This window comes from Neptuniibacter sp. QD37_11 (genome assembly GCF_047778105.1).
In the GTDB taxonomy this organism is placed as follows: domain Bacteria; phylum Pseudomonadota; class Gammaproteobacteria; order Pseudomonadales; family Balneatricaceae; genus Neptuniibacter.
On record NZ_CP180554.1, the window covers coordinates 311,431 to 335,003 of the forward strand.

The following is a 23,573-nucleotide window of genomic DNA, read 5'->3' on the forward strand; positions in this document are numbered from 1 at the left end:
TGGTGGTTCCGGAGGGGATTGAACCCTCGTTTAATCGGGTTAGCGGCCCAGAAATTTCTGCCCAAGACGGAACCATTTGCATATACTATAAGGATATTTATTTACATAGTCAAGCAAAAGCCTTAAATTCCAAAAAAGAATTTAAGGCTCATTCACTAATCAGAAAGGGCTGCTAGAACCATTTCCTTAGCTAGGTTACCATCAAACTGACCTTTAAACTGACCAGACAGATAGCCCATGACCATACTCATCTGCTTAACGGAGTTAAGGCCTTTTTCTGAAATAAACGACTCAATAAGATCCTTTAGCTCTGCATCTGAAAGCTGCTTCGGCAAATATTCATTGAGGATTGCCAGCTCAGCCTCTTGCTCAGAAATATCAACGCCGCGCTTAACGCGTTCATCGATAGTTTCCTTAATCTTCTTTTTGAAGCTAAGGATCTTGGCTATAACAGACTCATCCGACGGCGCTGCCTCTTTTCCAGAAGTGCCTGCCTCACCTAGAAGTGTTGTTAGAAGACTGATTTTAAGTGTTTCTTTGGATTTCCTCGCAGCTAATTGATCTGCTTTGATTTTTGCGTACAACATTTTCATATTCCTTGAATAACATAGCCGCACAGTGCGGCAAGCTATGTACTATAGCCGAATTTTATTAATTTTCAATAAAATAAATCAGGCAATTTATAGGGATATAGGTTACTCGGGGCGAGGCTCTCGAACCTCTTCAGGATTAAGGATAATCTTTAAGCAATTGCCCAAAAAGCCAATATGATCTTCAATTAACGCAATGTAGCACGCTATACTTACAAGCAAGGCTAAAGCCGATGCGGCTGCAATTGAGAGAATACACCCCATTACATATAGAAACGAATACTCTACAACCTCGAAGAGTGCAAGAAATCCTACACAGGCACCACCCAATCCTGCAATTGCAATCAAAAGTGAGCCGTAATGAGATTGTTTAACTAGGTAATTTACCCCACTGCTCTCTGCAAATCTATCGCATGAGCCTTCTTTTAGATTACGAGCAAAAGCAGGCAGCGGTCGACTCTTTTGAAGGGCTTCAACCACCTCGTTAAATTGGTACTGATACCAAACATGATTCATAAATAATAGGCTAAGCACGACAAAAACACCTACGCCAACATATAGAAGGGTCGAAATAGCTACAATATCATTTAAAATTGGATGGCCTTTGCCGAAATATTCAGCGTGTAGGTACGCATAGCACATTAGGTCTAGGGCGAAGACAACACCTATTAATTTGTAGAATCCAATGAAATCTCTAATCATTCTTTGATTCGTTCCGGAATGCTATTTACTTGTTATTACTTAACCAAATATAACAAAAAACAAACCTCAAGTGAATATGCTTGTTGAAATAGCTGCCCTTATAATTATAATAAAAATGCAACCTAAAAGAGGATCTAATCATGACCAAAGGCATGATTGCTGTTCGTCATCAGCGCACAGCCGTAGAAGAAATCGTATCACGCTCAATTATCGACAACCGCCTGAAAACTTGTGAGGGTGGCAGTATGACTGAGCAGGAGTGGGCCGATAGAGGCCAGCCTTTTGAAGAGGGTGATCATCATGAATTCACTATCGATGTGAATTTAGCCAACTCCACCCAAGTGCTGATCGAGGATCAAGATGAGCAACTAGCACTGGCTATAAAAATTCAAATCGATAATGGCGTGCCTGTATTACATATCGGCTCTGGTACTACCCAGTATCAATTAAACGTCGCCGCAGTTGATGGCCAGTTACTCATTTCAACCCCAGAAAATATTGAATTTGAAACCGCCCCTGTTACACGACACGTTAGTAATGGCATGCTTTCCTTGATCACACAGCTCAAAGAAGATTAATCCGTTGTATATTATTTCGTTTTTTACATGCAATAGGTGTTGCGCGATTTAATATATCATGTACTATGCCCTTACCTGCCTAATAGCAGGCTAACTTTTAAAACTTAAACTTACTTTTAAATGTTAGTAGTGAATTTTATGCCCGGTGTTACAGCCGGGATTTTTTTATTCACCATCTAGAGCCTTAAGGACTGTTAAATGACATCCGAGAATCTTTCTCCACTAGCAAAGGCAAAGCTCACAAGAGAAGCATGGAGCCTGAAAGAAATCGAAATTCAGCGTGCTTTTATCCTTGCCACTTCCCTAATTCAGATAGCTGAACCTATTAACCCACCAATTCTATTAAAGGTGCTAGAGCACATTGACTGCAACAAGGAGTATGCCCTTAAACAAGTAGAAGCTATGGTTAAGAAAGAATGGATTAGCATAGCTTTGAAAAACGGCGTTGATAAATTAACCACTGCAGAATCGAACCTTCCCGATATTCACGTAATTGTTACGCGAAAAGGGGCAAAAGCTATACTTAATATGAACAAGTCTTGGAAATAAATACGTATGAGAAGGAAGATACTTAAGCCAACACTTGCCAAATAGCTGATTTTCCTTATAATTAAATAAAATTATTAAGGATAGTCAAACTGATGAAATTCTTCACAAAACAAACTGACGCCAACATCACGCACACGCGCTTTTACAGTGTCGTTACTAAGATATTTTCCCTATGTATGGGGATTATGGCGTTTGGCGGTGCAGCTTTAGGCAATTCCTTATACCAGATGCATTTAGCTAATCCTGAGGTAAGCCTTTTTGGGCACTTAAGCACCCTTCCATTAGCATATATCCTGCCGCTACTCATGTTGTTTTCTGGTGTTGCCATGTACACTTTCTATCGAGCCCACCTTGCTCGCATAGTTAATCTAGAAGAATCACACAGAACACCTAATGGTAAAATGGTGTGCTTCCGAGCAGCTCAAGATATCACTGGCCGTTGGCTAAAAGTATTCATCTATACTGTCACTTCACTTGTCGGTGGTGGGATGATGGCTGGGTACCATTACCATCTAGGTGATACGTTTATGACAGTCGTAGGAGTCACTTTTTGCATTGTGGGCTTTATCTTGGGATGGCAATCTGCAGTCATCTTACGTCATGGGCTGGCAATGTCGCTCCTTCAGTTAGAAGGTAAACTAAGCAGGAAGTTTGACCCCAACCTTCTTTGGAGCCAATAAGAAAATTCTAATTAAAAAGCCAGCCTTAGCTGGCTTTTTTGTGATTGAAACGCAGAGGGAGTCATATTAATATAAAGAAAAACAAATATGAGTTACCCCATGAAGCGCAGAGGCTATGTCGATCTGAAAAATGATAATGGCACTACGACACGAATAATCTTGCTTGCTGACGGGCCTAGGCGTGAAGAGTTAGTGAAACAAATCAAACCTCAGGAAAAATCCCTAACCATAAAATCAAGCCTTAAGCAGTTTTTTTCTAGCCTTTGGGTGTACATGAGGAACTTAAGGGAAGAGAAAGGCGACCATTCTGAATTAAAACTCAGAACATCTGAATTTCGCTTTGACGGAAGATCTACTGCCCTACTTGATGAGTTAGCGGAGAAAACAGGATCAAGTTCTCGAAGTGAAGTGCTTCGGAAGGCTCTGTACCTATTGGATATTGCAGCCACTGCGCATCATGATGAAAATCAAAAGCTCATAATACGCAATGGACATGACGGGTCAGAAAAAGAGATAACGCTCTATTAGAGAATTATTGACAACCTCCAATCCAGAGCAGACAACATCCTAATCTGATAAAGTCCTATGTTTCACAGGTCAGAATCTTCTGTGGCAATGCGGCTACCCTCTTGCCTCGCAGCATGCTTTGCAGACTTACCTACCCTAACTTGCTGCTGACGAGATTGATCTGCTGTTTTTCGATGGATGTCATCTCTTGAGGCAGTGCGCCACTTATTGCTTTGCTTGGGTGCATACGGCTTCATTATCAACTCCTTTATTAGATCCAATATTACCCACATCAGCCTTGCCCGACCTTAGCTTAGCAGTTAGAAACTAACGTTTCCACAAGCTCTTTGTAAGGCCGCACGCTGGGAGTAGCTTAGCGGTATTTCGAGCATCCCACAGGGCTCTGTGGTGCTCTCCATCCATTTCAAGCCCTTCTTGCATAAGCATACCCTTAAGACCAAGCCTGAGCTTGCGTGGATTAACGCCTTTGGCTTTTGGGTAAGCAACTTTGAGGTTGATAAAATCCGGCGTAGAAGGGTCTAGATTAAGTACGGAGAAGGCCTGAAGACTACGACCCGCCTCCAATCTCAGCTGCTTAATATCCCCGTTCCCAACAGTCACCAGCTCACGAGGCCTATCTACAGCAACATTTCTTACCCAAGATTCAAATTCCAAAAATACCTCACTGAATTGAGGTGCATTATCCACCCAGCCTTGCTCGATCTTAGTAAGCTTTTTACAGAATTTTGTTAGAATTGGATGCAGAACCGGCTTAACAAATGCGTGGAACTCACCAAGGATGCAACCATCTTCACGAACAGCCACCGTTGCCCACTCAATTATCTCAGACTCCGTTGTCGGGTCGAACTCGCCATGCGCACAGCATGTCATTTCAAAATCTGAAACCAGATAAACTTTCATATCAACTGAAGCCAAAAAATGGACTTTCACCACGATCATATTCAGCAAGCATGTCGGACTCGTATGCCGCTAGCTTATCCGGGTCATCATCATGCGATTCATCATCATGGAAATCAATTGGCTCAGGCTTAGGCGCTTCGCCATGTAGGTTAATGTCGTGCTCTGCGCTGTCCGTGGAGTAATAAGGCATAATACAATCCGTTTTCCAGTATTAATGATGAAATATATTATAATGGTTTTAATATATTAATCAACATTCACTAATCCTTTAGTTTTTAGCAGTGTGAAATAATCCCAAACCTCAAGAAATTCAATAAGGGTGTTACGCGATAACTCAAGCCGCTCCGAATCCTCAAATCCTAACCATAGCGTGTACGTTACGGTAACGCCGCGGTCATATGAAGAGGCGTGTGGCTTTACTTCATTTATTTTTGATATGTGGGACTTAAGAGGCTTGCTGCAACCACGGTTTCGATAAATTATTTCACCATTTTGTTTATTGATAACAAGAACATTATCAACCGAAATCACTTCCTCTTTTCCTAAAGAGGCAATTGCTTCAGAAAACTCTTTCTTACCTTTTTGATTATTCAAAAACCATAGCGCAGACACTAGCAAAAATGGGATTGACGCATATATCAGAGGCTTAACTTCAACAATTAAACCCGTTAAAAAAGCCACTGAACCCACCACAACAAACAGAGAGATAAAAGCTGAGATTTCAGAACAGAAATGTTCGAAAACTTTAAGCATCCGCACCACCTTTGAGATTAAGATTTGAATACACAGTTCCAATAGGTGGTTTACCCACCAGCCCGTGTAGCTGATACCAAAGCGCCATCATGTCGGCCTCAGTATCAACCTCATGCTCGTATTGCTTGCCTGTTGATAAGGCAATTACCACATAGTGGTCAACGCCCGCTGAGCGCGCTTCTGATTTAGTTCTGACTTTGATTTCACTAATCGCAGTGACAGGCAACAGAAAGGCTTCAGAGGCATGGGTTCCCCGGAAGACCATCATTTTTCGTTCATCATAGATGGCCAGATTCTCTTCTAGTACAAAGTTCGGGCTCGACCTAAATTCACTGCTTGTGCTTTCTACGAGAGCATGGAAGCTTTTCTCACCAGCAACTTCTGATGCGTAGATACTGTAGCCAATATACAAGGCAGCAGACCCAAGCAAACTAAACAAAGCAAAAAGGTAAATTTTAAAAAATAGCGGCATTTCTTTCATAGCAGTATCCTACATTGTAACCAGCTCAGGGCGGAAACCTGTATGGTAGCAAAGCGTCATCCATAGACACGCCATTTCATTCTCATCTTTCACCTTATGTGAAATAGATTCCCCAGTTTTCAGCTTCAACTCAACATAATGGCTCACTGAAGACGAATTAGACGAACCCAATGTTTTAACGGTAATGTCTTCAATAGCGTCTACAGAACAGCGCTTAGCATCAACTGAACCATCTTCTCTGTATATCAATACTCCAGCATCCTTATACAAGGCGATGTTATGATCCAAAGTAAGATCTGGCTCCCCTAATGCATCATCACGAGACTTTTTGAGTTCCTCTTTAAAATCATCCTTACCTTCCGATTCAGACTTCAAATACACAGCTACCCCAAAAACAATTAAGGCAACTATTACTGCAAATATAAGAGTCATTGCAAATTCCATATCACTTCCAAAGTAAGCCATTATCAAACCTGTTATTATGAGCAAAGATTTAGTATAACATTATTTAATAATAAAGCAAGCTGATAGTACTTTTCACCCCCCAAGGCTTTTTAATCATCAGTGGATTCAAACTGTATAATTTTTGCATGAATTACCTCATCAGACGGAGCATGAATACGGAGGGTTGCTAGGGCTCTTTTGTTAGTTTTAACAGTAAAGAATTTGGGGAAATAACCTTCAACATTAAGTCGTGAGTTTGTTTTTTTGAGCACCCATAAAACTGATGCTGCAATGTCAGATGGCGTGCTAAAAACAGCCGCAGCAGCGCCAGCATCAACGTACTTATCTGAAAATGCAATCAATGGTTTACGAGAGGCGAATGCTATGTAGAGGAGCCACTTGGCAATAATGCGGTTATACATCGCCACATCAGGCAGTGCAATGATAATATCAGCCTCACCAACAAGCCCTTGAATTACAGTAACAGGGTTATCGTCTTGATTGATATCTCGGTATCTAAAACCCAATCCTGCATCCTTAAGTGTGGACTGCATGTCGGGTAAATATGCTCTGGAGTTTGGTCCAAATAAAGAGGCATACACTTTTGCTTCTGGGTAAATCTCTTTTGCGAGACGAATTATCCTGCCTACTGGCTGATCAATGTAAACAGCTGTCAACCTCCCCTCCTTTACCAGTGCTTTGTCGCGATTATCCTTTAGGATGCTCCAATAAGTATGTCGAGGTACTAAGCTCACGTAAACCTTCTGGTGAGCATGAGTCCGAGAGATGATATGCCGGGTCGCTTTACTCCCAACAGGGAATATCCTATCGTATGCAGAAAAGTCATGATCCTCTGCAATATTACTAAGAATAGCAACCTCACCGTCATTCAACGCTAACTCCAACCCAGCGTACACGTCAGAGTACCGTTGGCTTTGTGAACTAAGGAGAACCAAATCTTTGGCCTCCAATACCCCACTAATCAAGATAAGGACCGCGCACAAAGCGACCTTGATGAAAACCAAAGTTCTTTTCTCAAAGCGTTGTTTGAAGACATGAGCCGTCACAATGACTGGTTTTAGCTAGAGGAGATCAGGAATGACCAGCTAGTCATTCTTATTATTTGCGCAGCAGAAGGAAATACCCCTAAAGAAGAGAGTTTGGTCAGTGAATTCAACCCCATAATACCCGGTACTTGAAATATTATTAGGTGGTTGTAAATTGAACCGCTCACTTCTTGTACATCCTAAGTTATCCACTTTGCTTAAAACGTAAGCCTGTATACAAACTGACTTACTATTAATATCTTTAGTATACCAAAGTCTCTAGTACTTGTTGACAGCTTAACCTGAAGATATCTAATAGCAAGCTTCGCTAATTTAGCGCACCCTGACGTGCAGGAATATAACTAACGATTAATGAATTCTCCATGCTTCAACTCAATCCTATGAGCACCACCTAACCAAATCAAAAATCGAGAGTAAAACAGGTCAGTTAACATGCTGAAAGTCAGCATCACCACCCTTCAGCCACCGGCCCATTGTGGCAGGAGATACATCATGAGCAGAGGCTGCGAGTTTGGCTGTCTCAAAAACCCCCAAGGGCGTCCTAACCTGACTGGTGACACGTGGACTGTAGTTACGGGTAGGCTTCTTTGCCTGAACAGTACCTTCGGACGAGATGCGAATGTACTCAGGGTAGTTTTCAGACTCTATACGTTTCTCTATCGCATTGTGATTCAACCCATGCGCTAACGCTGCATCTCGTGCCGAGGGGAACTTCCCTAACGGTGTTATAACTTCACCGTAATATCGCTGACCTTTTCGGAGCGCCTGACCCTTTTTACCGGCATCAGAGGAGCGCTTAAGTTCGAAGTCGTTATTATAGCGACCGTTATCTGTTTGCTTGCGGATTTCAATGTTACCTACCGCAAACGGCAGGGATCGATCAATACGCCCCATCACGTAGTCCTCCTTCTCGCGACCCCGTAATGATAACTGACCGGATTTACGCCACAGGGCGATCCATTGTTCTAATGATAGTTCCCAGCCCACGCCCATAGAAATAGCTTTGTGGCGCTGCATATAGAACGCTTGTTGAATATCCATACAACCTCCAACTAAACTTTATTTATTATACCTCTTTTTAATAAAACTATACAACCACCTCTTGCTTGGCTTATCTTAATCATTATAATAAATATAGTAATTGAGAGAGGATGAAAATTTATGAAACGTAATGAGCAATTAAATCAGTACTTCATGCCTGTATGGGCCGCAGAGCGCATCATTCAACACTATTACGGCGATCTGACAGCTAAAGACTTAGTCTTGGATGCGGGATGTGGAGATGGTCGTTTTCTCATGAGTATTCCTAAGCACGTGCCTGCCTATGGGGTGGAGATTGATCCTGATTTGGCAATCATGGCGCGGGCGAATTCAGGTCGGCATGTGATCGAGGCCGATCTGAAAGAACTGGAGTTCCCTTTTAAGCCAACCCTTGTGATTGGGAACCCGCCGTTTGAAATGAAGGTGGTACAGGCAATACTGGATCAGGCGTACGAGCATATGGACTACAATAAAGAGGTCGGCCTCGTGCTTCCTTGCAGTATTTTCCAGACCGCAGATACCGTATTAGATATGAGTGAGCGCTGGAGTCTGAAACATGACTTAATGCCACGCAATATGTTCCAGAATATGCAGAACCCTATTATGTTTGCACGCTTTATTAAGGCGCGTAAGCCGGTCCTGTTTGGCATGTTTCTGTATGAAGAAACCTCAGACATGCTGAGTCTTAAGAAGCAGTATCGCCTCAAGTTCGTAGGCAATGAGTCCAGCACCCACCTTTGGGGTGAGGTTATCGAACAGGCGTTGATTGCCCTTGGTGGTGAGGCCACCCTGCAAGAGCTGTATGCAGAGATTGAAGGTAAGCGCCCTACCCGTACCCAGCACTGGAAAGAACAAATCCGTAAAGTTGCACGCGATTCCTTCCGCAAGGTGAAGTCGGCGACCTATGGCTTATGGGAGCGTCCTGTCTATGAACAAACACAGATGGCGTTGGCTGTCTAACCGGAGACAATAATGAGTCAAGAGACTATCACCCTGTACCACGGCACTGACTGTGAAAGTGCTAAAGCGATCATGAAAGATGGATTTGATCGCAATAAAACGCTGTACCTTACATCGCGTGCGGATGTGGCAGATTACTACGCTGAAGCAGCAATGGAGGATACCGATACGGACGACTACACCATCCTCTCTGTTACCGTGCCGGTTGATGCGTTAAAAGTGGACTTTATGGCCATCTCCGAACCGTTAACCTTCTACCGGGAAGGGTTCTCGGAACGTGATTGGCATGCTGCTATTGATTCGGGCGAAATACCGGGGCCTGACAGTGATAACGACTGGCACACCTCACTTAACCTGACAAGTTGCGTACTGATTACCGACCCTGAAGTGGTTCTCAATGTCGAACAGCCTGATCAGAACTACCTGCATGACATCAAGGTGCCACCGAAGCCCACCGTCAAGCGTGAAACTCAATACACGTCCGAAAAGTAGTGCTAATGGTGATATCTGGATTGTTGATGGTAAAGGCTTATCACTGGAAGAGGATGAGCAATGCCCGATAGAGCTGCAAGCTAATGGCGAACAGTGGTTTGCGTGTTATGAATCGATAGATACCAAGCGATTGATACTCCTTTCGAGTCTTGAGAAAGAAAAAGAGTATGATGACATATGTCCGTCATAGCAAAATAACTTCCGTCATCTGGTGCTTAACACAATTGTTAATTACCCATGCTGTTCATTAAATAATTGATTTATAAAACTTTATCTTATTGACTTTGGCGAAATAAGCCTTGTATTTAGGTTGTAAATGTTACATAAAGTAAAGTCTAAACAGTAAGGAAGGCTTAGTATGAAATGCGATCAGCTCGTTCAAATCTTCGAATCCCTAATACCCGTAAATGAAACAAAATTCATGTTAACAGAAGATCGAATGCGTGCCCTTCTTACCTTGTTCATATCGGAAAACCATTCACTGCCTATTGATAAACTTCTAAAGCAAATCAAAACGGAAAAGAAAAACTTCAAAGTACTGTATGAGAAGATGCACCCAAAGGACTCCTCTATAGATTCTCCTTGGCTGCTAATGCGAGAAGGCACCTCCTCTAAATGGTCCACCAAGTGGCATACCCGCGGTCAAGTGCGCATTACGGAATGTGCTCGCAATACCTTCCAGTCAATTGGGATCAATACAGAAGAAGATGCAAAGGAAATTCTAAGCATTTTAAGTCAGTTGGCAAAAGTAGGCGCAGGCCAAAACAGAGCAAGCTCTCGTTTCAGAAACCAAAAACATACACATCTGACTCCATTGCGAGTAGCGGCAATATTGCTAATATGGAAACGAGGCGCTGCAACCACAAAGGACTTTATGGAGCGCTTCTCAATCACTCGCAATAAGGCACACCATCTAGCATTAACTTTGATCAGTAAGGAGGCGCAAACAGATAGCTATGCAAATACAGATGGTTTAAATGCAGGTGAATTCTTAATTAAAACCACTAAGGGAAATACACAGCACTACACATTATCAGCTGGACTTGTTCGAGAATTAAATGCACTGCAATTGGATTCAGGGTCAGAATCATATCATCCTGAAAGCAGAAGGAAGGCGCCAACCATAGTTAATTTCAGCCTAAAAAACAGACCAATCAAAAAAAGTGCGTATTGTTTCGCTGCCAACCCTACCACACGGTAATGCTAGATAGTTAGACTGGAAGAACACTGCAATGAAACATGAAATCAATTTACTATAATGTTTTTCATTGAATAACCAGATTTATTTCTTATAATCAAGGAGTCATTTAGGAGAAATAAAGCGATGAAAAGGTTCCTAATATCCTCAATTACTGGGGTTTTACTTTCAATCACAGCAATTCCTGCATTCTCAATGGAGGATATTACACTCAAATCTTCTAGTGGAGATCGGACTGTAAAGCTTGCCCTCCCGGAACTAAACGGGAAGAAGGTTCCTGTTATCATCGCATTGCATGGCGGTCTAGGAAACGCGAAACGATTTGCTAGAGATACCGAACTCCATGGATACGCGAATGAACAAGGCTATGCTGTTGCCTATTTAAATGGCTCAGGCACAGTTCGATTTAATAATGCACGAACATGGAACGCCGGTGATTGCTGTGGCCCTGCGGCACGGAGAAAAATCAATGACATCGAGATCATCGATCAACTGATCACTAACTTAAAGCATCGGATCAACGCAGACCCAAAACGGATTTACCTAGCAGGGTTTTCAAATGGTGCAATGATGGCCTATCGTTACGCTTGCGAAGGAAATCAGCCAATAGCAGGCGTGTTTGGGGTTGGCGGAACACTTGCAATAGATCAATGTAGCCAAACAATCCCCTACGTCCTTCATGTCCACGGCTCAAAAGATGAAAATGTCCCACTGCTGGGCGGGTCCGCTAAAAAATCACGTACCAAATACAGTCATATATCGGTATATGATCACTTTGAACTCCTGCAGAAAGATCAAGCCTGCCATTCACCTCGCGCAGAATCCTATAGAGTCGGCCTGCAGGGCATTTCATATAAATGCAATGAATCTAAGCACAACCTTCTAATAGTCTCCAAGGGAGATCATCGGTGGTATCGCTCCGATAATAACTCTGTACGTTATGACGCAACCATTAACGCAGTGGATTTTTTTACCAAAATCAAATAACTTTAGATTAAAAATATTATTACTGTTATAATTGTAATAACTAAGCACACAGGACTATAGCATGCCTACCTTTCAACCTACTCCCTATCAAAAAGGTCATATCCTATCTCGTTTGGATGCCATTGCTCGCTTACTTCACAGCGATGATGCGAACAACCTTAGTCCAGAACATAAAGAAAGTCGGTCAAAAACGGTCAGAAAAATCCAAGATGAGCTACTAATATCATTTGGTAGTGATATCGATTTAGGTGAGTATAACAAATGCCTGCCAGATGGCTTCCTATCCGATCCAGACGAATTTTGGGATTATCAGGGCGAAAGACAAAAGGACTTGATAAAAGATACCAAGTCAGCTTTGGGTAATCTTGCCATCGCTGAGGCAACAGGCGATGAGAACCAAATTCAGAAAATGAAAGATGTGGTTAAGTCTCATGCCCTTGCATTCAAGGGAACCGGCGGTACAACTCTGACACAGTGCATGGTTATTACCCCCACCAACAACAGTGAAGAAACATTAAGTGATCTTAAATCCATTTACGATCCCGATAAGCTGTTTGAAGCACAGATAGATATGCGAGCTCTTGAAGGGTCTGTAGTCGTTTGGGGGACTGATGAAAGCATGCCCATGTTTATCGACCAACTTGACGGCCTAGAATCCGTACATCGGACTAAAGGTACGTTCGAATATCCGGATCGAATCCCGGGTTACAAAGATGCCGTTGACCTTAAACGACATCAAGAAAATAAGCTACGCATGGACAATGCACTCAAGACCCCTTGCCCTTCCGCTGACTCTTCTGAACCTGCCATGTGATAACAATGTTGGCTTACAACCCCGTACTAATCAGTGCGGGGAAAACACAATCTCCTTTCAAGAAAATTGACCTGAAGTTATTGCGCATCAGGACTTAGTTAAACGCACCTTTGGCAACAAATTAGATGGCCATTCAACCTGACTGGCAAGGTGCTCATCCAACGGAACTAGTTTGTGGCTGAATGCCCATACGGCCATACGAACAACCTCCTCAATACATATATCCTCATCACTTAAATTAGCGCATGCACGGTACGCTGATCCTAATAATACACACAGTTCTTTAGCCTCACTAGGAGATAACCTTGCTGAGTTATTTAACGCCGAGGGGGGACTGGTTTCCTCAACCCCTCCTAAGATCAAAGAGCTACATGGAATCCCTAACGCATCTGCCAATTGCTTTAGCGTTGAAATTCGGGGGGAGCGTGTCTCACCTGAAATTATTCTATGGACAGTAGGCTGCTGAACGCCAGAAATACGAGCTAATTCCGCAACCGAACCTATTCCTTTTGCATCCATAGCAACCTTTAAATTGTCGATTAGTGCCCTTCTATTTTCCATAACCGTAAGTATGAAAGCTTAACGGAACAAAATAAAATGTATTTGCGCATAATCCGGCATGTATTTGTGCATTAATAATATTTCCCTATGCCTTACACAGAATGAATAATAATACTCTTCACTTATTACGCACTAGGAATTAATAACCCTTTTAATATTAATCTAAATCCTTATAATACACTGCAACAAAACACAATTTTTAAACACCATGCATATTATTCGCTACACTAACCCTAAAGGTTGCCTTAAGGATGTCCTTGATAGCTTTCTTAATAAAAATGACTTCTTCGATGTCCCCATTTCTAGTTTGGAACACTTTGAGTGGTATTACGTAGCCTACCTCGAAGATGAGATGGTTGGTGTCCGCAAAGTACTGACTGATTTTGAGACATGGAGTCCTTACACCTATCACGAAGAACGCTTTAAGGAGTTCTACAACCCGGCCTATGACACATATTACTTGCAGGCCATTGCGGTACTTCCAGCATTTAGAGGGCAAGGAATAGGTACAGCATTGCTACATCATGCAATAGAAGATATCCCCAAAAATGCCTGTATTTTCACATCGCTCTGTGAGGCTAATACGATTAAAAATCAGTATATCGATACGCATGGCTTCTCCTTATTAAAATCTCTGCCAGAACGCACCTGTTTAGGTCGATTTCCAGAAGGCAGCCTGCAACGTACAGCATAGGATTCTGAAATGGCAAATTATTATCACGGCTCCAATGTATTCTTTGAGAAAAATGAAAAACTACTGCCCGGTGAAAAAGGCTATGTAGAAGGCTGCACCACACAGGAATTGGAATTCCTCTTTGAGGAAGAGCGCCCGTTTTGCTGTATCCCGCGCCATGCGGCGGTGTACCTCTCCCCCAATCCTGATCTGATTGACCCTGCGGGTGGCTACACCGATGTTATCTATGAAGTTCAGCCCCTGACACCGGTGGAGTTTTCCGATCTAGCTTGGTACACCGAAGCACAGCAGCACCTTGAGGTAGGTGAAACCGAACAGGCCAAACTCTGCGCCGCAAAATACTGGAAGGGGCTGCCCTACTCTGACCTCAGCCAAAGCTGCCCTGAAATCCGCTGTGGCTCCGCAATGGTGACTCACGTCGTGGAAGGTCCGGATGCAGGTTGCACAGAAGAGCTGAGTCATGCTGAAAACCGCAGTCGGACGGTATGGGCTACCTTGCATGACTTCTTGGCGGATAAAGGCGATCAGGTAATTGAGTCCAATTTTATCGTGCATGATGAAGATGGTTACTATCACCGGAAAGGGCATCACGCCATCGAGATTGCAGGTGACGTATACAAGACCGTCTTTGATGAGTGTATGGATAATGAAGGTCATGACACCCTAATAGAGTGGTACCGGAATGACGTACTTCACCGCGATGGCTTTTTACCTGCCCGTTATGTTAATAAAGAGTCCGGGGTTCCTGCAGAACAGATTTATGATCAATATTGCGAAGACTTTGTGATTAATAGCTGGTTTATCGGGAGCCGTGATGAAAACTCGCTCAACAACAGGCAAACCTTAAATAAGGCGCTAATTGATCAATGCGCGAAGGCATACCCTGAAGACTGGGGTGCAGATCTCTGTAAATTCGGGCGTTATGAAAAAGCCACCATAAGGGAGATTGAATTTTGAGACCTCGGCATGACACTGCCCTTCACAAAGCAGCAAAGTTGATTAAAAAGGCTGACTGCCTACTCATAGGCGCAGGTGCTGGCATGGGAGTGGATTCAGGGCTACCTGACTTCCGCAGCACAAACGGCCTTTGGGAAGAAAATCATGATTTAATTGATCCAAATGGCAGTCCTTTTGATCTAGCCAAAGCTACATTGTTTAAGAAAGACCCTAAGACAGCATGGGCCTTCTATCAGCATCGGCATCAAAGATATACACAAAGCCTCCCACATGCAGGATTTAATATTTTAAAAAAATGGACTGAAGGTAAGAAATACCCTTGCTTCATTTTTACTAGCAATGTTGATGGTCATTTTCAAAAAGCGGGCTTTCCTGAATCCATGATCGAAGAGTGTCATGGTTCTATTCACCACTTACAATGTATGGATGGTCAATGCCAGCAACCCATATGGCACGTTAACAATATACATGAGAAGCATATGCCGACATGTCCTACGTGTGGTTCTTTAGCTCGCCCCAATATTTTCATGTTTAATGATTTGGACTGGGATGCCAGCCGAGTCAACAAACAGCATACCGAATTTGAGCGGTGGGTAGGCAAAACCAATACCCTGAAGCGTGTCGCAATAGAGATCGGGGTAGGCTCTTCAATAACAACTGTCAGAGATGCTTGCAAGCCAATATCAGACGCTTACATCCGCATCAACCCAGAACCTCATGACAATTTAAATGACATCAACTTACAAATGCAGGCACTGGACGCATTGACAGTCGTTGATAAAACAATCAACAGCCTGCCTCGTTTTGGATTATTTTACCTATAAATACAACCCCTATCACTTGAGCTTTAATTAAATATCATTATAATTAAAACTTCAATTGAGAGGTATTTGTAAAAACCCAAATAGCCCTTCCTGCAGCCACCATTGAAGAGGTGGATACTACTAAACTTTCTTTTTCCGAGGTTGTGTAATATGAGCGATCGTGTCCCTGTTGAATTTCGCATCCCTCACACCCATCAGGCAGAAGCGGAAGCGTTAGCGCCTTTTCTCACCGAAGGATTATGCCCCGCAGGCAGTGAAGAGGATTATGCCACTTACATGTTTCCAGATGTCGCCTATGGTCAATTAGGTTGTGAGAAGCTATTTCGCCTGAAGAAAATCCCCTATGAGCTGCGTTGGGAGTCTGGCAACACTGTGCGAAACGGTTTGGAAACGTTTGTGGTCAATGAAGATGGCGCAACCGTGCATGATTGCGAAGAGTGGGATGACCCTGAGGAGGAAACAGAAGATGAGTAATCATCCTGCGATCACACCGAGCTCGCCCGTTCTTGTCGTTAGTAATGATAACTGGGAAATACATCATCAGTTGCTGGGTCGTACGCAACGAGTACAACCAGTTACACCCGAAGAAGGTCAGAAATTTATGAGGGCTCGCCAACTCAGCCTGAAGAAAATCCGAGATGCACAGAATGACATCATTCACATCGCAGTCCCTTTCACAGCCCTGTTAGAGGATGGTTAATACAGAAGCAACAGATTCCAATTAAGGTTAGTTCTGATAGAATCCGGTCAAACAAAGGGAGAGCGTGATGGCCAAGACCCATATCGATCGAGTCTGCAGTGAATACCTAAAGAAAATAGAGTCTGGAATACAAGATCCATATTGTCAGATGTTCCTGTCAGGGTTGGAGCAAAATAATATCGCGCCAGCAAGCCTTGATACGCTCAAACGCTTCAAAAAAACGCCTTATGTAGAGCGTGTTCAGTTAATGTCTGACATGATGGCTTCTATCCTTCACTCTGAAGCTGAACGTCAGGAAGCCCCTCCCGCAAAGCAGATTGTGCATTTTCACTACCTTGCTTATGCCAGCAACGTCTTCACACCGGGCAACTTCGGTATCTTTAAGGACACGAACGTAGTTGCCCTGCAGCCAACAAAGCAGTTGATGCAGCGGTTGTTAAATATGGACGCGCCAAAATATGACCCGGAAGACCCTGTCGTTAAGGGCCTGTATGAGAACTTCTGGTACTTCGATTTTCCTGACGGGTGCTACCCTTACACCCAAGGGTCTATTCGCACCAATATGGGTGATGACGTTAGACTCTATTTCCGTTCGATGTTTTGGAATCCGGATTTTAAAACCGTAGGTGTTTGCATCCAAAACAATGTGAGTGGTGAAGATTACATCTATTACTACGATGAGGACAAAAATGGCTCCGGACAAGTTTTCCATAGTCAAGGTATTGCAGACAACAACTCCGCACATAATATTCTGAATCGTGTGATGCAAACAGCACTGATTCTAATGCTCTACTACCATACACAGCAGGAAGCCGATCAGACGGATTCCGATGCGCTGACACACTTGCCTTCAGCGATGATCCGCCCCTCCGTGAAGAAGGACAAGAAATCGCCTAAGGGCATCTCATTATTCAAGCTTGAGCAGCTGGGCGTCAGTAAGAAGAGCGAAAGTGCTCTACCACCCTCAGCGGGTGGGCGTGAGTATTCTCATGGCTTTAAGGTATCAGGCCACTTCCGCTGGCAGCCACATGGCGAAGGACGCAAAAAGCGTAAGCTTATTTATATCGATGAATTCACCAAAGGTGAAGGCAAACCTATCTTAGACAAAGCTCACCTTGTGAAGCTGAAATAACAGGACAACACTATGATCCCTGAAACTGGCGAAGTTACACTTAATCATCTGTATGAAAGTATTGCAGCATTACCGGATATTGCCGGACTTGAGATTAACCGTTCAACAGAGATCTCATTTGAAATCAAAAAAGGTGAAGCTGAAATTCAAATCAACCTTGGCAATCTACATCAGCACATTAATGAAGGTGAAGGACCGGAACGCCACCACATCTTTAAGCGTTTCTGCGAAAACCTCTTCGATTCGTTTAAAATGGCGGCTTCAGGCAATGCTTTTGAACTAAGTAAGGAGAATGCGCTAATCCTGATACGCCCTATCCAGCAGATTCTTAAGATGCGCCCTGATCTCGACAATGAAACTGAGATGCAAGCTAACCTGCAGGAAGCAGGTTTCAAACTACTTGATGAGCATCTGGTGCTAACCAGCGGCATTGATACCCCTAACACGGTCGCCAATACGCCTTTAAGCTGCCTGTATGAGCTAGATAACGGGCTGGAACACGCCAAGAAGAACCTTGGCAAACTGATCGGATCGAACTGTCATATTCAAGCAATGAAACACCCGCATACCGGCAAGCCTATGGGCTTTGTACTGTTTGATACCGGAATGGGTTCTCTACGCTGGGCGCTACCGATGAGTCCGCGCCATCTTGAGAAGATCAGTAAAAAGCTAAAATGTCACCCCCGCGACATGGCATTCTTCTATGATGATAATGCTGAGTTGGGCCATGCCTTCCTTGCTAAAAACAAAGAGCATATCGAGGCGCTAGCAGAGCGCTATCCTAATGACGTATTACGGTTTTACAAGCTGGACAAAGATGGACTAATCACACACTGGAAAACGGTAAACGACAAGAATAAAATCGTTCACTAATACAAAGTGTTATGCCCCTTTCGGGAAAGATAGGGGCATGTTTCAAGCATGAAGAACTTAACGCAGTACCGAGTTTAAATCACCATACACTACAGTATCGGGTAAATTCTGTTTAAATAATGCCCAAGAAGCACCAGTTGCACAATTCTGTTTTTTCATTATAATATTTGAAATCATTAAAATTCTTGAGTTATAGATGAATACAATTGTTCTGATGCAGTCAATCGACCGGCGTACTCTAACGCAGTGTGCGCAGCGCCTGCCTATGTACCACTGGTCCATCTGTCCTGCCAAAGAATCAAAGCCCAGTGCGCCGCTATGGGAGCTGTATTTGATGACAAATGATGTGGAAACGACCGCATCCGTGCTGAGAGAAAGTCTTTTAGCCAATCCTGTGGAATCAGGGCGGCTGGCGGCCCCTTGGTTTAAGTTTGATGTAGGCTGCGAGCAGTCCGAAGCAGTGGGCTATCTGGACAAATTATTCCCTGCTTTTTCCGCTTCCAGAGGTGCAGCATGAGACTGAGGCTTATGACGCTGCTTACAGCGCTCTGTCTGTTGAGTGGCTGCATGCCCACCTTCACAGCTAAGCCTTCGGCAAGTAATGAGCCCCCCTCTTCTCCGGAAGAGGTCGTGCCCGAAGCGTGGCGTATTGAATGGGTGCAAGCAGAAATAATCTCTGCCTATTGTTGGGCATGGAGTGCCGATGCGATTAATGCTGAATTAGATGGCATGGAGGCCTATAAAGCCTGCATGGATGATGCGGCAAAACTTGCCAGAGGTGAAACGGAGCCGGGGCACAAATGAAAGACATACAATGGAATACTGTAAACACCCATAAAACCCCTGCTTTCACCATGCAGGAATTCTTGACGGAGAAATTGCCTCATAATTGGGCTGTCGTTGCCTATGAAGGCGAGTATGCTGAAGTACTTACTGATGAGGGTGATACAGTTATTGCTCATGCCGAAAGAACCAGCAATCCATTAAGGCACAGAGTTTCACTGAAGCGGCTAACGGCAACTGACGACCTTTCTCTACCCTTTTAATTAATCGTTTAATTATTATCCAAAAGGCAAATTATGCTGACTGACATAATGGATATTTTCGCGCAGACCCTTCAAGAGCCTGTCTATTTGGTACTCTATGGCATGATAGCCTTCCTTTTGGCACTTGTGATTTTCGAAAGGTGGTTAGCTAAAAAGGGAGCAAAACAAAACATCAAGTCTCTTATGCGAAGCCAGAATCCTGATGGCCCCAGTGAGGCCAGAGATTACCTACTTCCAGAACCGATAATTAAACCCCTGATGCAGGGATTTGCTCATCAGGACTTTAGCCTGACCCATTACCACCGAAAGCCCTTTAAGGTGAAGAACGAGTCTTTTATCCGCATGATCGCGTCTGGATTTACATTATGCTTGCTTTCCCCTGCAACAATTATGGTGTTCAGCATAATGACAGCAGGTCTTGGGATTGCTATATCTGCGGGTGCTTTTAAGCCCGCTCTTCTTATTAGTTTTTATATATTCGATATATTATATGATAAGTCCCCTGCCACTCTTAGTCTGATTACAATCATTGCATTTATGGGCCTCTGTGGCATGGTGAGTGGCATAAAAAACCTAGCCATGAGCGCTCAATGCAAACAGGGTAAGCCGCACGGCGTTCGAAAAAATGAAATAAATAAACACTTTAATATTCGTGAACCAGAGTATAAAGCGACGGTCTCTGGCTTGTGTAAAGAGCTCTCAGTGTCAGAAAGGGTCTTAAGCCAACTAAAACAAAGTCTTTATTACACCATATCGCCTTCATATAGATCTGCAATTCGGAGGTTGGAGTACTATCAGTCGAAAGGAACTGGAATAAAGTCATGGTTTGCTGATTGGAAAAATTCAGCAGGGAAAACCTCCGCTATGTTAATCGCTATGGGGATTATGAGTGCGGGGATGTATGCAAACTTTGGCCTATTCATACATGTCAACCATATTATAACCGGCTACCATCAATACACGCCGACGAAACTCAATTTAACTGAGGAATTAGCGGCCGCCTTAACCCAGCCACATTTCATAAACACTAATAACTTTATTGCTGGGAATAAGTTGATCAATGAGATTGATGACACATTCATCGCCCACCCACATAATCATGCGGAGCTGATACAATACGAATACCATGACGCTAGTTGGGGCGGTCAAGCTGATTATGACCGGGACCAGCATGATCAGCCAAATGCACGATTGAACGTTCGCGTAGGTGGCAAATTTAAGTCTTTTGAAAAGCTTGAGCGCACTGTAGGTCATGAACGACTGGTATTATTTGTTGCACAGCATGAATTTGCCCATGTAAGTGAGCTGGGCATGAAACACTCAGTCAATTTTCGATACGGCCCCGCGAATGCAATCACCAAAGAAGATTCATTTTTAAAGCCATTAAATTTCTATAAAGAGGCTGATGAAGATTCTACACTACTCTGGCCTTATCCTTTGGGAGAGTCATTTGCTGACCTCTATGGTTTAACTGCAGTGCTGAATGAATACCAGATCAGTAAAGAAGACCTATTGAATAACTACTTTAGGCCACTCAAGGATGCGCGAAATGAAAACTGGTATGCCAGTACAACTCACCAAACCGGGCCTTTTTTAGAATGGGTGATGGCATATTTGGAATCCGAATTTGACACCTTTACCTCACAGGCTGTGAGCAAGCAACTACAAGTTACACAGTCTCTGGTCCATTGTTTTTATCTTGATTTAGAGTGTCAGGTAAGTTTCCCACCAAAAGACCAGCACTACTCAACATGGCGAGATCAAGTTAGGAAAGTAAGAAGTGGGTATAACTTGGAAACATTCGATGATCTGGCCACTTATTGGAACCTCCTGAAAAATGGATTAGGCGATCGTATGCTGGATGCGTATGGGCTGCAGGTACCCAAACAACAATAAGGGTATTTGTGCACTAAACCCTTGTGCTTTTAATTATTTTCATTATAATAAGGTTTGTTCATGAAGGACGTGGGCAGGTTGCCCATAATAAATATAGAGGAAGTAAGATGAAAAAGATTTCTACAATTTTGCTGGTTGCTGCGATGACCGCAAGCATCGCGATGCCTGCTCAGGCTTTTTGGGGTTCAGGTCTTTCTGATGTTGAAGAGCGCATCATGAAGGAAGATCCTAGTCGAGTGAACCCGGCTGGTATTGAAGGCTTTGAAGATTTTGTGAGTCTTACCGTGTTTGAAATGCGTGAGATGAGTCAGGAAGAGGTGCAGAACTACAAAGAGCGTGGCGAAAAATATCAAGCGGCGGTTAAGGCGAAAAAGAAGGCTGAACGTGCTGCACGACAGGCTGAGCGTAAGCGTAAGCAGGAAGAAGCAGAGCGCAAATACGCTGCAGATAAAGCGCGTGTTGCCCCGCAGGTTGAAGCCGCAATGGCCCCTTATGATCGTAAGCAGATGACCTATAAAGATGTTGTCGCTAAATACCCTAACCTGACTGAATGGGCAAAAGGTTATAATAAGTTGGCGGGTCTTCATAGTAATGTAGGTCTGAATATGTGGACTTATCCGCGCAAACAGTATGAAGAATCTGCTATCGCAGGTATTCAGGTGAATATGGATTCCGCTTTAAAGCAGTACAAGAAACAGGCGGAGACCTATGATGCCAAGCTGGCTCAATTGGAAGAAGTTAATCAGCGCTATGTGGATCACAAGAAAGCGTACCCTGACTTTGAGCCAAGTACCTACCAGCCGCTACAAGTAAACAAGGACATTCTTCGTAATGAGCAGCATGCGCGTGGACTGAGTGGTCACTGGGTGCACATGTATAAGAAGAAGCTGGTTAAAGCCTATTTGGATTCTGTGCGCTTTGGCAATAGCGATATGAATGACCGCGCTAAAGCCATCGTGGACAACTACGATCAGTACAAGGCTTTCATGATGGGCTACCTGCCTCGCCATGCTAATGCAATCTGGCCGGAAGAGTATCCAAAGTACGCGAAGGGTGTGAAGCCTACGGTCCTCCCTGTTCCGCCTCGTTTCAACCGCATGCGTGGTACCACTACATCACAGCCGGAAGCAGAAATGCTGGCAGCGGTTGAGCAGATGAAGAACGCCATTAAAACCGGTGCTGAAGCTATCGAAAACCCTAAGCCTGAACCTGCGCCAGCCCCTGAAGAGACTGCGACTAAAGAAGATGCAGCTGAAAAGCCAGCTGAATCAGCTAAACCTGAGGAGCGGGTATCGGTAACACCTGAAGACAACAAGAAGCTGGATCAGTTTGAGAAGGATGTGGTTGCAGCAGGCATGACCGCAGAGAAGGCTAAGGTGCTGCGTGAGAATCTGGCTTCGCAGAAAACGGAAGACCGTGATGCGCAGATCGCTGCCAAACTGGGTGAGGTTAAGATGCTAATGGGCTTTGCTAAAAAAGCACCAGCCGCAGCTGAAACACCTAAGGCGCAAGAAGAAGTTACTCAGGCAGCAGGCACACCTGAACCAACGCCTAACAATGAGCCATCAACTCAGAAAGTTGCTGAAATAACTTCTACAGCCTCTGCACCAGCAGAAGCACCAAAAGCAGATAACCGTGCGACCTTTGATGCCCTGCTTGCTGAAGGCCAACAGCGTGTGAAGAAGTATCGCCTCAAGTCACCGAAAGGTCAGAGTGCCTACGATACTTACAACGCTATGACCCAGTACCCAGAGTACAAAGAAGAAGCAGAAGCATTCCGCTGTTCCATTGCTGACCGCTATGCACAGCTGGGCGTATCTAAAGCGAATGGTGACTTTACGCCAACCAACATGAAGAAAGCGGTTAACTTCTTCAATAAGGCGAAAGCGATCTGTGTAACGCCTTACATGGAACAGGCATCAGCCACCATCAATAAGCAGGTGCAGGCATGCAACAACTCGGATGCATGTCAGGATGGAAATGTAACCGCCAAGAAAGAGAAACCTAAAAAGAAAGATGAGGAAGATGGTTTCGATGTCTTCGGCGTGAAGATCCGCTGGTAAGCCGACCTACCCTATCTAAGACAATGCCCAGATTTGCTGGGCATTTTTTTACTTACATCTTTA

Annotated in this window: 33 protein-coding genes and 1 tRNA gene; 22 read left to right on the forward strand and 12 right to left on the reverse strand. The window is 43.8% G+C overall.

Annotation, left to right across the window (positions count from 1 at the left end; translation table 11 throughout):
* The 3 genes from ACMXYT_RS19070 to ACMXYT_RS19080 form a co-directional block, all read right to left on the reverse strand.
* Positions 1-74, reverse strand: a tRNA-OTHER gene (locus tag ACMXYT_RS19070).
* 81 nt (positions 75-155) lie between these two features.
* Complete coding sequence (locus ACMXYT_RS19075; protein ID WP_415913192.1) at positions 156-587, reverse strand: GatB/YqeY domain-containing protein; 432 nt, start codon at positions 585-587, stop codon at positions 156-158.
* A gap of 108 nt (positions 588-695) precedes the next feature.
* Positions 696-1,292 (reverse strand): hypothetical protein, encoded by a 597-nt coding sequence (locus tag ACMXYT_RS19080; RefSeq protein WP_415913193.1) that lies wholly within the window; start codon positions 1,290-1,292, stop codon positions 696-698.
* A gap of 140 nt (positions 1,293-1,432) precedes the next feature.
* Between ACMXYT_RS19080 and ACMXYT_RS19085 the strand changes: the two genes are divergently transcribed.
* The 4 genes from ACMXYT_RS19085 (at position 1,433) to ACMXYT_RS19100 (ending at position 3,627) form a co-directional block, all read left to right on the forward strand.
* Positions 1,433-1,870, forward strand: coding sequence for a hypothetical protein (locus ACMXYT_RS19085; protein ID WP_415913194.1), 438 nt, complete (start codon positions 1,433-1,435; stop codon positions 1,868-1,870).
* Between the two features lie 198 nt (positions 1,871-2,068).
* Positions 2,069-2,419: a hypothetical protein gene (locus ACMXYT_RS19090; protein WP_415913195.1), complete on the forward strand. Its 351-nt coding sequence runs from the start codon at positions 2,069-2,071 to the stop codon at positions 2,417-2,419.
* 92 nt (positions 2,420-2,511) lie between these two features.
* A complete protein-coding gene (locus ACMXYT_RS19095; RefSeq protein WP_415913196.1) occupies positions 2,512-3,099 on the forward strand; it encodes a hypothetical protein in 588 nt (195 codons plus the stop codon).
* 87 nt (positions 3,100-3,186) lie between these two features.
* Positions 3,187-3,627, forward strand: coding sequence for a ribbon-helix-helix protein, CopG family (locus tag ACMXYT_RS19100; RefSeq protein WP_415913197.1), 441 nt, complete (start codon positions 3,187-3,189; stop codon positions 3,625-3,627).
* Between the two features lie 62 nt (positions 3,628-3,689).
* Here the strand turns inward: ACMXYT_RS19100 and ACMXYT_RS19105 are convergent, their stop codons facing one another.
* The 8 genes from ACMXYT_RS19105 to ACMXYT_RS19140 form a co-directional block, all read right to left on the reverse strand.
* A complete protein-coding gene (locus ACMXYT_RS19105) occupies positions 3,690-3,863 on the reverse strand; it encodes a hypothetical protein (RefSeq protein WP_415913198.1) in 174 nt (57 codons plus the stop codon).
* A 70-nt stretch (positions 3,864-3,933) separates the two neighbouring features.
* On the reverse strand, positions 3,934-4,527 hold the full coding sequence (locus tag ACMXYT_RS19110) for an exonuclease domain-containing protein (protein ID WP_415913199.1): 594 nt from the start codon (positions 4,525-4,527) through the stop codon (positions 3,934-3,936).
* Position 4,528: 1 nt separating this feature from the next.
* Positions 4,529-4,717, reverse strand: a complete 189-nt coding sequence (locus tag ACMXYT_RS19115) for a hypothetical protein (protein ID WP_415913200.1) — start codon at positions 4,715-4,717, stop codon at positions 4,529-4,531.
* Between the two features lie 56 nt (positions 4,718-4,773).
* Entirely contained in the window at positions 4,774-5,280 is a 507-nt protein-coding gene (locus ACMXYT_RS19120; protein WP_415913201.1) for a hypothetical protein, read from the reverse strand.
* Positions 5,273-5,761 (reverse strand): hypothetical protein, encoded by a 489-nt coding sequence (locus tag ACMXYT_RS19125; RefSeq protein WP_415913202.1) that lies wholly within the window; start codon positions 5,759-5,761, stop codon positions 5,273-5,275. The genes ACMXYT_RS19120 and ACMXYT_RS19125 overlap by 8 nt, the downstream gene beginning before the upstream one ends.
* Positions 5,762-5,770: 9 nt before the next feature.
* On the reverse strand, positions 5,771-6,193 hold the full coding sequence (locus tag ACMXYT_RS19130) for a hypothetical protein (protein WP_415913203.1): 423 nt from the start codon (positions 6,191-6,193) through the stop codon (positions 5,771-5,773).
* A gap of 122 nt (positions 6,194-6,315) precedes the next feature.
* Positions 6,316-7,122 (reverse strand): hypothetical protein, encoded by an 807-nt coding sequence (locus tag ACMXYT_RS19135; RefSeq protein ID WP_415913204.1) that lies wholly within the window; start codon positions 7,120-7,122, stop codon positions 6,316-6,318.
* Between the two features lie 573 nt (positions 7,123-7,695).
* Positions 7,696-8,313 (reverse strand): hypothetical protein, encoded by a 618-nt coding sequence (locus tag ACMXYT_RS19140; protein WP_415913205.1) that lies wholly within the window; start codon positions 8,311-8,313, stop codon positions 7,696-7,698.
* A 120-nt stretch (positions 8,314-8,433) separates the two neighbouring features.
* On the opposite strand from ACMXYT_RS19140, the gene ACMXYT_RS19145 reads away from it, so the two are divergent.
* The 6 genes from ACMXYT_RS19145 (at position 8,434) to ACMXYT_RS19170 (ending at position 12,764) form a co-directional block, all read left to right on the forward strand.
* Positions 8,434-9,273, forward strand: a complete 840-nt coding sequence (locus ACMXYT_RS19145; protein ID WP_415913206.1) for a hypothetical protein — start codon at positions 8,434-8,436, stop codon at positions 9,271-9,273.
* Between the two features lie 12 nt (positions 9,274-9,285).
* Complete coding sequence (locus tag ACMXYT_RS19150; RefSeq protein ID WP_415913207.1) at positions 9,286-9,765, forward strand: hypothetical protein; 480 nt, start codon at positions 9,286-9,288, stop codon at positions 9,763-9,765.
* On the forward strand, positions 9,737-9,955 hold the full coding sequence (locus tag ACMXYT_RS19155) for a hypothetical protein (protein ID WP_415913208.1): 219 nt from the start codon (positions 9,737-9,739) through the stop codon (positions 9,953-9,955). The genes ACMXYT_RS19150 and ACMXYT_RS19155 overlap by 29 nt, the downstream gene beginning before the upstream one ends.
* A gap of 231 nt (positions 9,956-10,186) precedes the next feature.
* The gene (locus ACMXYT_RS19160; RefSeq protein ID WP_415913209.1) at positions 10,187-10,966 is read left to right on the forward strand and encodes a hypothetical protein; all 780 of its coding nucleotides are present in this window, start codon (positions 10,187-10,189) and stop codon (positions 10,964-10,966) included.
* Between the two features lie 123 nt (positions 10,967-11,089).
* Positions 11,090-11,950, forward strand: a complete 861-nt coding sequence (locus tag ACMXYT_RS19165; protein ID WP_415913210.1) for an alpha/beta hydrolase family esterase — start codon at positions 11,090-11,092, stop codon at positions 11,948-11,950.
* Between the two features lie 61 nt (positions 11,951-12,011).
* Positions 12,012-12,764, forward strand: coding sequence for a hypothetical protein (locus ACMXYT_RS19170; RefSeq protein WP_415913211.1), 753 nt, complete (start codon positions 12,012-12,014; stop codon positions 12,762-12,764).
* 87 nt (positions 12,765-12,851) lie between these two features.
* Here the strand turns inward: ACMXYT_RS19170 and ACMXYT_RS19175 are convergent, their stop codons facing one another.
* Positions 12,852-13,325 carry a helix-turn-helix domain-containing protein gene (locus tag ACMXYT_RS19175; protein WP_415913212.1) on the reverse strand — a complete coding sequence of 158 codons (474 nt, stop codon included), beginning with the start codon at positions 13,323-13,325 and terminating at the stop codon, positions 12,852-12,854.
* Positions 13,326-13,533: 208 nt separating this feature from the next.
* Between ACMXYT_RS19175 and ACMXYT_RS19180 the strand changes: the two genes are divergently transcribed.
* The 12 genes from ACMXYT_RS19180 to ACMXYT_RS19235 all read left to right on the forward strand — a co-directional run bounded on the left by ACMXYT_RS19180 (position 13,534) and on the right by ACMXYT_RS19235 (position 23,510).
* The gene (locus ACMXYT_RS19180) at positions 13,534-14,019 is read left to right on the forward strand and encodes a GNAT family N-acetyltransferase (RefSeq protein WP_415913213.1); all 486 of its coding nucleotides are present in this window, start codon (positions 13,534-13,536) and stop codon (positions 14,017-14,019) included.
* Positions 14,020-14,028: 9 nt separating this feature from the next.
* On the forward strand, positions 14,029-14,976 hold the full coding sequence (locus ACMXYT_RS19185) for a hypothetical protein (RefSeq protein WP_415913214.1): 948 nt from the start codon (positions 14,029-14,031) through the stop codon (positions 14,974-14,976).
* Positions 14,973-15,800 carry an SIR2 family NAD-dependent protein deacylase gene (locus tag ACMXYT_RS19190; protein ID WP_415913215.1) on the forward strand — a complete coding sequence of 276 codons (828 nt, stop codon included), beginning with the start codon at positions 14,973-14,975 and terminating at the stop codon, positions 15,798-15,800. The genes ACMXYT_RS19185 and ACMXYT_RS19190 overlap by 4 nt, the downstream gene beginning before the upstream one ends.
* A 150-nt stretch (positions 15,801-15,950) precedes the next feature.
* Positions 15,951-16,274: a hypothetical protein gene (locus tag ACMXYT_RS19195; RefSeq protein ID WP_415913216.1), complete on the forward strand. Its 324-nt coding sequence runs from the start codon at positions 15,951-15,953 to the stop codon at positions 16,272-16,274.
* Positions 16,267-16,500 (forward strand): hypothetical protein, encoded by a 234-nt coding sequence (locus ACMXYT_RS19200; RefSeq protein WP_415913217.1) that lies wholly within the window; start codon positions 16,267-16,269, stop codon positions 16,498-16,500. Before ACMXYT_RS19195 ends, ACMXYT_RS19200 begins: the two co-directional genes overlap by 8 nt.
* A gap of 67 nt (positions 16,501-16,567) precedes the next feature.
* The gene (locus tag ACMXYT_RS19205; RefSeq protein ID WP_415913218.1) at positions 16,568-17,632 is read left to right on the forward strand and encodes a hypothetical protein; all 1,065 of its coding nucleotides are present in this window, start codon (positions 16,568-16,570) and stop codon (positions 17,630-17,632) included.
* Positions 17,633-17,644: 12 nt separating this feature from the next.
* On the forward strand, positions 17,645-18,505 hold the full coding sequence (locus ACMXYT_RS19210) for a hypothetical protein (RefSeq protein ID WP_415913219.1): 861 nt from the start codon (positions 17,645-17,647) through the stop codon (positions 18,503-18,505).
* 196 nt (positions 18,506-18,701) lie between these two features.
* On the forward strand, positions 18,702-19,022 hold the full coding sequence (locus tag ACMXYT_RS19215; RefSeq protein ID WP_415913220.1) for a hypothetical protein: 321 nt from the start codon (positions 18,702-18,704) through the stop codon (positions 19,020-19,022).
* Positions 19,019-19,309: a hypothetical protein gene (locus ACMXYT_RS19220; protein WP_415913221.1), complete on the forward strand. Its 291-nt coding sequence runs from the start codon at positions 19,019-19,021 to the stop codon at positions 19,307-19,309. The genes ACMXYT_RS19215 and ACMXYT_RS19220 overlap by 4 nt, the downstream gene beginning before the upstream one ends.
* Positions 19,306-19,551, forward strand: a complete 246-nt coding sequence (locus ACMXYT_RS19225) for a hypothetical protein (RefSeq protein WP_415913222.1) — start codon at positions 19,306-19,308, stop codon at positions 19,549-19,551. The genes ACMXYT_RS19220 and ACMXYT_RS19225 overlap by 4 nt, the downstream gene beginning before the upstream one ends.
* A 33-nt stretch (positions 19,552-19,584) precedes the next feature.
* Entirely contained in the window at positions 19,585-21,447 is a 1,863-nt protein-coding gene (locus ACMXYT_RS19230; protein ID WP_415913223.1) for a hypothetical protein, read from the forward strand.
* A gap of 107 nt (positions 21,448-21,554) precedes the next feature.
* Positions 21,555-23,510, forward strand: a complete 1,956-nt coding sequence (locus tag ACMXYT_RS19235; protein WP_415913224.1) for a hypothetical protein — start codon at positions 21,555-21,557, stop codon at positions 23,508-23,510.
* The last annotated feature ends 63 nt before the right edge of the window (positions 23,511-23,573 follow it).

Excerpts from the sequence above, each read along its gene's own strand:
- ACMXYT_RS19145 (WP_415913206.1), top strand. The coding sequence starts at position 8,434 with ATGAAACGTAATGAGCAATTAAATCAGTACTTCATGCCTGTATGGGCC.
- ACMXYT_RS19175 (WP_415913212.1), bottom strand. The coding sequence starts at position 13,325 with ATGGAAAATAGAAGGGCACTAATCGACAATTTAAAGGTTGCTATGGAT.
- ACMXYT_RS19125 (WP_415913202.1), bottom strand. The coding sequence starts at position 5,761 with ATGAAAGAAATGCCGCTATTTTTTAAAATTTACCTTTTTGCTTTGTTT.
- ACMXYT_RS19165 (WP_415913210.1), top strand. The coding sequence starts at position 11,090 with ATGAAAAGGTTCCTAATATCCTCAATTACTGGGGTTTTACTTTCAATC.
- ACMXYT_RS19080 (WP_415913193.1), bottom strand. The coding sequence starts at position 1,292 with ATGATTAGAGATTTCATTGGATTCTACAAATTAATAGGTGTTGTCTTC.
- ACMXYT_RS19200 (WP_415913217.1), top strand. The coding sequence starts at position 16,267 with ATGAGTAATCATCCTGCGATCACACCGAGCTCGCCCGTTCTTGTCGTT.
- ACMXYT_RS19160 (WP_415913209.1), top strand. The coding sequence starts at position 10,187 with ATGTTAACAGAAGATCGAATGCGTGCCCTTCTTACCTTGTTCATATCG.
- ACMXYT_RS19150 (WP_415913207.1), top strand. The coding sequence starts at position 9,286 with ATGAGTCAAGAGACTATCACCCTGTACCACGGCACTGACTGTGAAAGT.
- ACMXYT_RS19225 (WP_415913222.1), top strand. The coding sequence starts at position 19,306 with ATGAAAGACATACAATGGAATACTGTAAACACCCATAAAACCCCTGCT.
- ACMXYT_RS19235 (WP_415913224.1), top strand. The coding sequence starts at position 21,555 with ATGAAAAAGATTTCTACAATTTTGCTGGTTGCTGCGATGACCGCAAGC.
- ACMXYT_RS19220 (WP_415913221.1), top strand. The coding sequence starts at position 19,019 with ATGAGACTGAGGCTTATGACGCTGCTTACAGCGCTCTGTCTGTTGAGT.
- ACMXYT_RS19110 (WP_415913199.1), bottom strand. The coding sequence starts at position 4,527 with ATGAAAGTTTATCTGGTTTCAGATTTTGAAATGACATGCTGTGCGCAT.
- ACMXYT_RS19130 (WP_415913203.1), bottom strand. The coding sequence starts at position 6,193 with ATGACTCTTATATTTGCAGTAATAGTTGCCTTAATTGTTTTTGGGGTA.
- ACMXYT_RS19210 (WP_415913219.1), top strand. The coding sequence starts at position 17,645 with ATGATCCCTGAAACTGGCGAAGTTACACTTAATCATCTGTATGAAAGT.
- ACMXYT_RS19090 (WP_415913195.1), top strand. The coding sequence starts at position 2,069 with ATGACATCCGAGAATCTTTCTCCACTAGCAAAGGCAAAGCTCACAAGA.
- ACMXYT_RS19105 (WP_415913198.1), bottom strand. The coding sequence starts at position 3,863 with ATGAAGCCGTATGCACCCAAGCAAAGCAATAAGTGGCGCACTGCCTCA.
- ACMXYT_RS19095 (WP_415913196.1), top strand. The coding sequence starts at position 2,512 with ATGAAATTCTTCACAAAACAAACTGACGCCAACATCACGCACACGCGC.
- ACMXYT_RS19215 (WP_415913220.1), top strand. The coding sequence starts at position 18,702 with ATGAATACAATTGTTCTGATGCAGTCAATCGACCGGCGTACTCTAACG.
- ACMXYT_RS19115 (WP_415913200.1), bottom strand. The coding sequence starts at position 4,717 with ATGCCTTATTACTCCACGGACAGCGCAGAGCACGACATTAACCTACAT.
- ACMXYT_RS19085 (WP_415913194.1), top strand. The coding sequence starts at position 1,433 with ATGACCAAAGGCATGATTGCTGTTCGTCATCAGCGCACAGCCGTAGAA.
- ACMXYT_RS19140 (WP_415913205.1), bottom strand. The coding sequence starts at position 8,313 with ATGGATATTCAACAAGCGTTCTATATGCAGCGCCACAAAGCTATTTCT.
- ACMXYT_RS19100 (WP_415913197.1), top strand. The coding sequence starts at position 3,187 with ATGAGTTACCCCATGAAGCGCAGAGGCTATGTCGATCTGAAAAATGAT.
- ACMXYT_RS19230 (WP_415913223.1), top strand. The coding sequence starts at position 19,585 with ATGCTGACTGACATAATGGATATTTTCGCGCAGACCCTTCAAGAGCCT.
- ACMXYT_RS19185 (WP_415913214.1), top strand. The coding sequence starts at position 14,029 with ATGGCAAATTATTATCACGGCTCCAATGTATTCTTTGAGAAAAATGAA.
- ACMXYT_RS19180 (WP_415913213.1), top strand. The coding sequence starts at position 13,534 with ATGCATATTATTCGCTACACTAACCCTAAAGGTTGCCTTAAGGATGTC.
- ACMXYT_RS19075 (WP_415913192.1), bottom strand. The coding sequence starts at position 587 with ATGTTGTACGCAAAAATCAAAGCAGATCAATTAGCTGCGAGGAAATCC.
- ACMXYT_RS19120 (WP_415913201.1), bottom strand. The coding sequence starts at position 5,280 with ATGCTTAAAGTTTTCGAACATTTCTGTTCTGAAATCTCAGCTTTTATC.
- ACMXYT_RS19205 (WP_415913218.1), top strand. The coding sequence starts at position 16,568 with ATGGCCAAGACCCATATCGATCGAGTCTGCAGTGAATACCTAAAGAAA.
- ACMXYT_RS19170 (WP_415913211.1), top strand. The coding sequence starts at position 12,012 with ATGCCTACCTTTCAACCTACTCCCTATCAAAAAGGTCATATCCTATCT.
- ACMXYT_RS19195 (WP_415913216.1), top strand. The coding sequence starts at position 15,951 with ATGAGCGATCGTGTCCCTGTTGAATTTCGCATCCCTCACACCCATCAG.